The sequence below is a fragment of the Natrinema soli genome (assembly GCF_028618695.1).
This window is the reverse complement of record NZ_JAQIVI010000166.1, coordinates 1-8,012: the sequence shown is the minus strand read 5'-3', so window position 1 is coordinate 8,012 and position 8,012 is coordinate 1. Positions and strand designations below refer to the sequence as shown.

Annotated in this window: 9 protein-coding genes and 1 pseudogene; 5 read left to right on the top strand and 5 right to left on the bottom strand. The window is 64.1% G+C overall.

Annotation, left to right across the window (positions count from 1 at the left end):
- The 3 genes from PGX04_RS11580 to PGX04_RS11570 form a co-directional block, all read right to left on the bottom strand.
- Positions 1–146: 2Fe-2S iron-sulfur cluster-binding protein (locus tag PGX04_RS11580; protein ID WP_273738649.1), on the bottom strand; the 146-nt coding region annotated here is incomplete at its 3' end.
- Between the two features lie 16 nt (positions 147–162).
- Positions 163–1,578 (bottom strand): selenium-binding protein SBP56-related protein, encoded by a 1,416-nt coding sequence (locus PGX04_RS11575; protein ID WP_273738647.1) that lies wholly within the window; start codon positions 1,576–1,578, stop codon positions 163–165.
- 132 nt (positions 1,579–1,710) lie between these two features.
- Positions 1,711–1,869, bottom strand: a complete 159-nt coding sequence (locus tag PGX04_RS11570) for a hypothetical protein (protein ID WP_273738646.1) — start codon at positions 1,867–1,869, stop codon at positions 1,711–1,713.
- A gap of 32 nt (positions 1,870–1,901) precedes the next feature.
- On the opposite strand from PGX04_RS11570, the pseudogene PGX04_RS11565 reads away from it, so the two are divergent.
- Positions 1,902–2,748: pseudogene (locus tag PGX04_RS11565) on the top strand (hypothetical protein).
- Between the two features lie 50 nt (positions 2,749–2,798).
- Here PGX04_RS11565 and PGX04_RS11560 read toward each other — a convergent pair.
- Positions 2,799–3,179, bottom strand: coding sequence for a 2Fe-2S iron-sulfur cluster-binding protein (locus tag PGX04_RS11560; protein ID WP_273738645.1), 381 nt, complete (start codon positions 3,177–3,179; stop codon positions 2,799–2,801).
- 166 nt (positions 3,180–3,345) lie between these two features.
- Between PGX04_RS11560 and rio1 the strand changes: the two genes are divergently transcribed.
- Positions 3,346–4,221: a serine/threonine-protein kinase Rio1 gene (gene rio1, locus PGX04_RS11555; protein WP_273738644.1), complete on the top strand. Its 876-nt coding sequence runs from the start codon at positions 3,346–3,348 to the stop codon at positions 4,219–4,221.
- Between the two features lie 61 nt (positions 4,222–4,282).
- Entirely contained in the window at positions 4,283–4,786 is a 504-nt protein-coding gene (locus PGX04_RS11550) for a metallophosphoesterase family protein (protein ID WP_273738643.1), read from the top strand.
- A gap of 44 nt (positions 4,787–4,830) precedes the next feature.
- Here PGX04_RS11550 and PGX04_RS11545 read toward each other — a convergent pair whose 3' ends face one another.
- On the bottom strand, positions 4,831–5,589 hold the full coding sequence (locus PGX04_RS11545) for a proteasome assembly chaperone family protein (RefSeq protein ID WP_273738641.1): 759 nt from the start codon (positions 5,587–5,589) through the stop codon (positions 4,831–4,833).
- A 241-nt stretch (positions 5,590–5,830) separates the two neighbouring features.
- On the opposite strand from PGX04_RS11545, the gene PGX04_RS11540 reads away from it, so the two are divergent.
- Positions 5,831–6,388, top strand: coding sequence for a KH domain-containing protein (locus tag PGX04_RS11540; protein ID WP_273738640.1), 558 nt, complete (start codon positions 5,831–5,833; stop codon positions 6,386–6,388).
- A 296-nt stretch (positions 6,389–6,684) separates the two neighbouring features.
- A partial coding sequence (gene thsA / locus PGX04_RS11535) for a thermosome subunit alpha (RefSeq protein WP_273738648.1) occupies positions 6,685–8,012 on the top strand: 1,328 nt, incomplete at its 3' end.

Sequence of the window (8,012 nt, the reverse complement as noted above, 5' to 3'; positions counted from 1 at the left end):
CAGGTTCCGCAGGCGCCCGTCCGACAGCCGTACGGGAGCACGGCCCCGTCGCACTCGGCGGCCCCGAGGATCGTCTCGTCCTCGTCGACCTCGACGGTCTTCGTCCGGCCGTCGGGCCACTCGAGAGTCACGTCGTGGCTCGTCATTTGCCGGGTCGGCGGATCACTGCCAGACGTCGCTCGTGCAGTCGCCGTCGGGCCACCGGATCTCGTGGGCGCGGGCCGGTCCAGCCGGGCACTCGCCCCAGTCGACCAGGAAATCCTCGTCCAGCTCGAGGGTTCCCTTTCGGGGATCGACGTCGGCTTTCAGCATCACCGAGCCCCGCTCGCCCTCCTCGGGGTAGAACTGCTCGTCCCACGAGGAGAACAGCGAGGTGGTCCAGTAGAGCCGTTCGCCGTCCAGCGAGAGCTGGACCATCTGCGGGCCGGCGCTCAGTTCGCGACCCCGAACCTCCTGAACCTCGCCGAAGGTGCCGCCGACCGACAGCGAATCGGCCCGCCGCGGGTTCGCCGGGTCCGAGATATCGTACATCCAGACCTCTCCGTGGAGCCAGTTCGAGCCGAACAGGTATCGGTCGTCCATCGAGATCAGGATGTCGGTCGGCAGGGCGGGGACGGGCATGTCCCAGTCGTCGTGCTCGCGGGCCTCGAAGTCGATCACTTTCTCGGCGCGGTACTTCCCCTCGCTATCGGCCGCGCTCTCGTCGCGCCAGAAGTGGAAGACGTTCGACGAGAGCGCGGCCCCGACGAACCCGTGGGTCGATTCGGGCGTGTGGAGAAAGCGCACCTCGAGGGGGATCAGTCCCTCCTCGCCGAGATCGATGGTCTGTTCGACGGTTCGGTCCTCCCAGTCCCAGAAGTGGAGCCGCTGGCCGTACTCGCCCGCCTCGACGTCGTCGAGGTCGAACCCCGGATAGTAGGTCTTCGGTGCGGCCCACTCGCTCGAGACCATCACGTTCTGACGGGGCTGGTACCAGTAGTCGTAGTTCATCTCGATCTCGCCCGGCGGCTCCCATCGCCCTTCGATCTCGAAGTCCTCATTCAACTCGAGGAAGCCGCCCGGCAACTCGCCGTCGGCGTCGCCGAGCATGCTGATCAGGATCTCTCCGTCCGGGATGCAGTGGACGGTATGCGGAGCCGAGAGGTCGTGTTCGAAGACCTCCTCGGGTTCGATCACCGTCTCGAGTTCGGGATTCCGCCGGTCTTGCGCGTCGATCACGTGGATCCGCGAGGAGCGCTGCCCGGGGACGATCAGGTGTCGCCGCTCGAGGCCCTCCATATGACACGACGACGAGCAGGCGTTCCACCCGAAGTGGTGGAGTTCGTCGCCGCGATTCGGCAGTTCGATGCGGTCGACGATTTCGCAGTAGGTGTCCGAGTCGGGATCGAGGTCGACGACCGCCACGAAGTCCGGCGCGTCGACATCGGTGCCGACGTAGAGGCTCATGACGTAGGCCAACCGTTCCCGCTCGCCCTCTTCGATGGCTGCCTGCGGCGTCGAGTAGCCGGGACCCTCGTGGTGGTCGTGATCGTGGCCGTGGTCCGGTTCGACATCGCCTGGTGCGCTAGCATCACTCATGGATCGTTCCACCACGAGCACGGAGATAAATCTGGTTAGGGGGCCGAGAGTCGCTACCTGATTCAAGAGAGAGTCCCGCCCTTTAGGGCGAGTGTGAATCCGATACTCCACTTCATAATCCACGTTCGGCGCTTATTCTGGGGTATCCTCTCTGACTTTCTTCTCGCCTTCGAGGAGCAACCCCTTCCATGTCAACCCGCGGTGCTTCTTCAGTTTCTTCAGCCGCTCATACTGTTCCTCGTCATCGAACTCGATGCGTACTTCGACCATGTAGTAACACACAAACCACATCTCTATGTGTGTACCGATGCAACCAGTAGTTGATGAAGCGAGCCAACACGTTCGATGTGGTTCCCCAGTCCGATGAGGACGAGGAGTTGCTTCGACGCCTGTTGGACGCTTCTGCCGCCCTCTGGAACGAAATCAACTACGAGCGCCGCGAGAACTACGCGGACCCGGACGGAGACGTATGGGACATCAGCGAGTATCGTGGTCGCTACGGCGGTGTTCTCGGTGCTTCAACGGTTCAGCAGATCGAACGCAAGAACCGCGACGCATGGAAGTCGTTTTTCAGCCTCAAGAAAAAGGGCGAAGCCAACGGCAAGCCCGGATTCTGAGGCAACTCGGAAGACGGACGCGAACTCCGAACCTACATTCGCAACACTTCGTACTCCGTCGAATGGGGCGAATACTCCCGGCTCGAAATTCTCGTCGGCAAAGACCTGAAAGACGAGTACGGGTTGGGACACCGCGAACGCCTCCGGCTCGAAGTCCGAGGTGACCCACTGGAAGGAGTACGAAAAGCAGGGTCGGTTGGAGTTGTTCTACGACGAGCAAGCACAATCGTTCAGGGCCTCTCAGCCAGTCACAATCAGTGAAGACCATTTTCGACTGGCACACCCACTGGCTTCGGAAGAAGCCGCTCTGGACATCGGTGCGAAAGAGGATACGACGCGCCACAGAGACACGTTGACGTGTCCGTGTGGGTTCGAAGGGCACGCCGACCTCGTAGCGTCAGAGACGTTCCTGAGACGGCAGACAACGATAACACGGTCGATGGCACGGCCTGTATGCCTCACGTGGGACAACCACGAATGGTTGGAGTCATCACGCTCTCTCCGTCCCAACGAGGAGCATACGAACCCGCAAGTTGCCTCCGCGGGTCGGTAGTCGATACCCCCCAGCGTGAGGAAACCCCGGCGTTCACGCCGGGGAGGATGTCATGCCCAGGGACTGTCGCCGACTTCGGCGCGGACCCGCGGTCCGACCTCGAGGCGGCAGTCGACCCGCGGCGAAGCGATACACAACAGGACGTACCCGTCCGCCCGTTCGGGCTCAGTCAGCGCCGCCGGTGACCGTCGATAGGTGAACGCGTCTGCGGGGTCGAGCGGGCGGTCCGTTTCGCCTTCCTCGGCGTCGCGCTCTCCCGCCTCGATCGCGGTCAGCCGACCGACGCAGGTGATACACGTTCCCTTCCGGCAGTCGTACGGAAGCCGAACGCCGGCCCGCTGGGCCGCCTCGAGCACCGTCTCGTCCTCGTCGACGGCGATCGTTCGGGTCGGGCCGTCGGTCCGCTCAAGCGTCACGTCGTAGTCCGTCATCGGTTCCCCTCGAGTGTTGGTCGCTGTTCGCTCGCGTGACTCACAGCCGGTGTTACGACGGGCAGCCGGAAAAGGGAGACGCGAGCGCTCGCCCGGTCGCCGTCGGATCGAGACCGGTCGACCGATACCCAGTATTTACCCGCACTCGTCGCGTAGAGCCGAACAGATGGGACGGGGAACGGAGTTCGGACTGGTCGACCTCGAGGACGTCGAGAGCCCGGGCGACGAGTGGGAGGAGATCGACGTCTCGGAGACCGATGCCGATCGCATCGCCCGCAAGCGCGACCGGAAGTTCGAGCAGTTCGAGGAGCGGATCAAGGACGCCGACCAGTTCAAGGTCGAGCAATCGGTGTTCGACGACGCGACGCTGGCGGCGCTCTACAAACTCGTCCAGGACGGCTACGTCGAGGCGTTCGGCGGGCCGCTCTCGACGGGCAAAGAGGCCAACGTCTACCTTGCGCAGGGCGACGACCGCGAGGTCGCGGTCAAGATCTACCGGATCAACGCCTCGAACTTTACGCAGATGCGCGACTACCTCGAGGGAGACCCTCGCTTCGAGGGCCTGGGCGGCAAGAAGAAGGACGTCGTCCTCGCGTGGACCAAGAAGGAACTGGCGAACCTCCGGCGAGCGCAGGCGGCCGGGGTGCGGGTGCCTGACCCCCTCGCCACCGAGCGCAACGTGCTGGTCATGGAGTACATCGGTACCGAGGAGGGGCGCGCGAAACGCCTCGGCGAGGTCCAGATCGAGAACCCGCAGACGGCCTACGAGGTCATGCGCGAGTACATGCGACGGCTCTACTCGGCGGGGCTGATCCACGGCGACCTGAGCGAGTACAACGTCGTCTTCGACGAGAGCGAGGGCCAGCTCGTGTTCATCGACCTCGGGCAGGCCGTCACCGTCCACCATCCCAACAGTCGCGAGTTCCTCGAGCGGGACTGTCGGAACGTGGCGAGTTTCTTCTCCCGGCAGGGTCTCGAGGTGACCGGCGACGAGCTGTTCGAGTTCGTCACGAGTCCGGAGCCGGATCCCTCGCGGAGCTGATCGCCGCACTGCCGTCGGGGCGTCCCGAACGCCTTAGTGGCTCGCCCGCGCGCGAACGAATATGAACGTCGGCATCATTTCGGACACGCACGACAACGCCGAGGCGACCGAACGTGCCATCGAGATTTTCCGGGAGGAGGGCGTCGAAATCGTCGTCCACTGCGGCGACTTCGTCGCCCCGCTGATAGTGCCGTACTTCGAGGAGTTCGAACTCCACGGCGTTCTCGGGAACAACGACGGCGACGTCGCCAATCTCCGGGCCGCCTTCGACTCGTTGGGGGGCGAGAGCCAGCTTCACGGTCGATTCGCGGACCTCGAGTTCGACGGTCTCTCCTTTGCAGTCCTCCACGGCGAGAGCAAAGCCGAGGTCGAGGCGATCGCGGCCGGCGAGACGTACGATTTCGTCTGTTACGGCCACCACCACCGGCGAGAACACGCCGAAGAGGGCCGGACGACGGTACTCAACCCGGGGGCGCATTTCCTGGCGAAGTCCGAGGAGGACCGGACCGTGGCGATCCTCGACACGCGATCGGCGTCGGTGCGGTTCCGATCGGTCCTCGAGTAGCACCGACTTACGATCGAGCGGTGCCGGTCACCGCCGGCTCCGGTTCACATGAACATTCGATCTTCCGGAAAGCTCCGGTTCTCGGGATTCGCCTGGGAATCGAGCGCCCCTATTCGATCCGCGAGTTCACCGTAGTACCGCTGGAGCTCCGCGGCTCGTTCGCGAAGCTGTTCGTCGTCGATTTCGATGTCGTAGACGGTTTCCAGCAGTTCCAGATATCGGAGTGACGCCTCGAGGTCCGGCCCGGGCGGATGCGTCGGGGTGACGAACGCGCCGAGCGGCGGGGCCTCCCGTTCCAGACTGCGGATCGTCAGTGCGCCCGCGACACCGTCGAGGACGCCCCCGCTGACCGGAGAGACGGTCGATTCGGCGAGCCGGCGGTTCCTGTACTCCGGCGTGGCGACGGAGAAGACGTCGTGTTCGTCCGGACCGTGCGGATACGGGACGCCGTGAAAGACGGCCAGCTCGTCGATCCCGGTCGAATCGACCCACTCCAGAACGCCCTCGACGAACGCGTCGGCCGCCCATACCGGAACGAACAGTTCGCTGAGCAACACGGTGCAGTCGATCTGCGTCGATGCGTATACGCGCGTGGGATGTCGCGGTTCGCCGTTCTCGACCGGGGTGATCTCCGGCAGGCCGCGGGATCGAACGTATCCCACTCGTTCGAACTCGCGGTGGGTGACGAGGTAGTCGACGGCCGTGAGTCCCGCCAGTCCGACGTTCGCGAGCCCGACGATCAGCGTTCCCTCGAGCGGTTCGTTTGTCGAGACGGACACGTCGTACATCGGTTCGGGTGCCATGCCGTTCGATACGTTCGAGCGCGACTTATAAGAGCAGCCCCGGCTCTGACTGCGGAAGCGTCGGACAGCCAACGGCGTCGGCTCGCAGCGGTATCCGCCATCGAGAACCGGCGTTCGAATCCGCCCCTTCGACGGTTCGAGTCGGCCACCGGCGACCGAGATGACCGCGCGGGTCGGTGCCACGACCCACCCGGTGCTCGCGGACCAAGCGCTTAACCTCGCCCAGCCAGTAGCGAACCGTATGCAGCACGTGAAGATTCCGCAGGACCGCATCGGCGTTCTCATCGGTGAAGGAGGCGAGACGATGCGCGAGATCGAGGCGGAAGCGGAAGTGCGACTCGACATCGACTCGGAGAACGGCTCCGTCGCCGTCGAAACCGTCGGCGACCCCGTGCTCGGCCTCAAAGGCCCCGAGATCGTTCGTGCCATCGGGCGCGGATTCGCACCCGAAGACGCCCTGCGACTGCTCGAGGACGACATGATGTTGTTCGACGTCGTCGACATCGACGCCGCCTCGCGCAACAAGACCGACATGAAGCGTAAGAAGGGCCGGCTCATCGGCGAGAGCGGTCGGACCCGTGAACTGATGGAGGAGCTGACCGGGGCCGACGTCGTCATCTACGGCTCGACGCTCGGGGTCATCGGCGGCCCACAGGAGGTCGACGTGGTCCGCAGCGCCGCCGAGATGCTCCTCGACGGGGCACCCCACGGCGCGGTCTACTCCTTCCTCGAGGAGAAGCACAACGAGATGAAGCACAAGGGGATGGAGTATCACCGGTTCCCCGGCGGCCAGTCCTAACCGAGCACTCTGGCGCTCACGACTCGGTTTTCGTCCGCTTCGTTGCCGTATCTACGCACGCGCCCTGTCAGTTAATCGGCCGAGTTCATTTTCCCGCGGCTGTTCGAATGCCGCTACAATCACTGGCGACGCGCAGCCATTCGACGATTCTCACGTAATTCGATCATATATACCCGAACGTCCATCGGATCGAAAACGCAAGACAGGGGCCACCTCGAGCACTCTCCCCCATCTGATAGGAAAAGGCTTATATAGAATCACAAACAATCACTCGAGTGACTATGGCTCAACAGCAGATGGGCAATCAGCCCCTTATCGTACTCTCGGAGGACAGTCAGCGAACCTCCGGAGAGGACGCGCAGTCGATGAACGTACAGGCCGGGAAGGCCGTCGCCGAGTCCGTTCGGACGACGCTCGGCCCGAAGGGGATGGACAAGATGCTCGTCGACTCCTCGGGCAACGTCATCGTCACCAACGACGGTGTCACACTGCTTTCGGAGATGGAGATCGACCACCCCGCGGCCGACATGATCGTCGAAGTCGCCGAGACCCAGGAAGAGGAAGTCGGTGACGGCACCACCAGCGCCGTCGTCATCGCCGGCGAACTCCTCAGCCAGGCCGAGGATCTCCTCGATCAGGACATCCACGCAACTACCCTCGCCCAGGGGTACCGAGAGGCCGCCGAGGAAGCCACCGCCGCTCTCGAAGAGATCGCCATCGACGTCGACGAGGGAGACACCGAGATCCTCGAGCAGATCGCCGCGACGGCGATGACCGGCAAGGGCGCGGAGAACGCCAAGGACCTGCTCTCGCGACTCGCCGTCGAGGCCGTCCGCGCAGTTTCGGACGACGAGGGCGTCGACACGGACAACATCAAAGTCGAGAAGGTCGTCGGCGGCTCCGTCGAGAACTCCGAACTCGTCGAAGGCGTCATCGTCGACAAGGAGCGCGTCTCCGACAACATGCCGTACTTCGCCGAGGACGCCAACGTCGCGATCGTCAACGGGGACCTCGAGATCAAGGAGACCGAGATCGACGCCGAAGTCAACGTCACCGACCCCGACCAGCTCGAGCAGTTCCTCGAGCAGGAAGAGGCCCAGCTGCGCGAGATGGCAGAACAGGTCGCCGATGTCGGCGCTGACGTCGTCTTCGTCGACGGCGGCATCGACGACATGGCCCAGCACTACCTCGCACAGGAGGGCATCATCGCCGTCCGTCGCGTCAAGTCGAGCGACCAGTCCCAGCTCGCCCGCGCGACCGGCGCGACTCCCGTCTCGAGTGTCGACGACCTGTCCGAGGACGACCTCGGTGCCGCCGGTAGCGTCGCCCAGAAGGAGATCGCCGGCGACCAGCGCATCTTCGTCGAAGACGTCGAGGACGCGAAGGCCGTCACCCTGATCCTCCGCGGTGGCACCGAGCACGTCATCGACGAGATCGACCGCGCCGTCGAGGATTCCCTCGGCGTCGTCCGAACGACGCTCGAAGACGGCAAGGTGCTCGCCGGCGGTGGCGCACCCGAGATCGATGTCTCGCTCTCGCTGCGCGACTACGCCGACTCCGTCGGCGGCCGCGAACAGTTCGACGCGATCCTGTACCTTCCGAAGGGTTTCGAAGTCCGGCCACG